The 1435-nt window shown below is 77.6% G+C and carries 1 protein-coding gene; it reads right to left on the reverse strand.

All coding sequences use genetic code 11. From position 1 onward, the window contains the following. Window positions 1-1435: nSTAND1 domain-containing NTPase (locus AB0J52_RS40525; protein WP_500188525.1), on the reverse strand; the 1435-nt coding region annotated here is incomplete at both ends.

The following is a 1435-nucleotide window of genomic DNA, read 5'->3' on the forward strand; positions in this document are numbered from 1 at the left end:
GGGGGGCCTTCGCGCGGCCGCGCTGGCGGTGGCCCGGGGCCTTCCCCCTGGTGGTTGCAGGCGTGGGCGGGCGCCAGGTCGGAACCGCTGAGCATCAGGGCCACGCCGCGGTCGGCGTCGCCGGCGGCGAACCGGGCCCAGCCCTCCGCGGCCAGTTGCAGGACGACGGCCGCGCTGTCCTCGACCGTCTGGAGCAGTTCGCCCGCGCGCTGGTGGCAGCGGGCCGCCTCGTCGAAGCGTCCGTGCAGGTAGGCGATGTTCCCGAGGACGGTCTGGACGTCCGCCTGGAACCCGGCGTCGGTGTCGGGATGGCCCGCCGCCGCTCCGGCGAGGCCCCGGGCGAGCAGCGTCTGCCCGGCGGCCAGCGCGGTCTCGGCCGCGCGCAGCCGACGGTGCGGATCCGGACGGTACCGGCCGCGCCTCGGCCGGTCTCCCAGGCGGCTCAGCGCGGGGGCGAGATCGGGATGCCGGAGGACGTCCGTCTCGTCCCGGCCGACGCGGACGCTCTTCACCAGATGCGCTTCCCGGAGCAGGTGCAGAGCGGCCGCGGAGGGAGCGGAGCGGCGCCTGGCGTGCTCCTCCACGGGCGCGGCGGCCGCCTTGGGATGCGGCGGCACCTCGGCCGCGCGCCGGGCGACGTCCTCCGGCGTGCGCTCCCACTTCTTGAGGGCCAGCCACTCGTCCTCCGAGGTGGCGTTCACGGAACGCGCCGCGGCGTCCAGGCCGGTGGCGACGTCGCCGACGACGGTGGCGCAGAGGTCGGTGAGGATGTCCTCCAGCGCCGGGACCAGCCATCCGGGGACGGTGTCGTCGGTGTCGCCGGCGCCGTCGAGCCGGTCCCAGAGCGTCCGGCACGCCGCTTGGAGCAGGACCGGTTCGACGGCGGCCTCCTCGTGGGCGACGCTCAGGTCGTCGACGAGGCGTTCGGCCACGCCGTTCTCGAAGGTCCGGCCGGCCTGCCGCGCGGGCTCCACGACCGCGTCCAGCGCGGCGCTCCGGTCGAGCGGCCCGAGCCGCATCTCCGTGGCCGGCAGGCCGTGGCGGGCGATGACGCCGAGCAGGTCGTCGGCCCGCTCGTCCCGGACCGACAGCATCAGGCGGACGCCCGGATCGGCGGCCACGGCCGCGAGGAGCTCGGTCAGCCCCGCCGGGCGTGCGGACGGCGCGCGGCCGGTGAACCAGTTCTCGGCGCGATCGACGGCGAGCAGCACCGGGTGCCGCTCCCCGAACCGTCCGCGCCGCCTGGCCCGGCGGAGGAACGCCGCGACCGGTTCGGCCTCGCCCGGTCCCTCCCGCCACGCGGCGAGCAGCGCCAGCAGGTACGGGTCGGACTCGGGGAACGCCGCGTTCGGCAGGACCCTGCCCTGCGGCGGGACGGCCACCGGACCGGCGTCGGCGACCGGGGCGGGGGTGAGGCGGGCGTCGCGCAGCAGCG

The organism is Spirillospora sp. NPDC049652, from assembly GCF_040675125.1.
Lineage (GTDB): Bacteria > Actinomycetota > Actinomycetes > Streptosporangiales > Streptosporangiaceae > Spirillospora.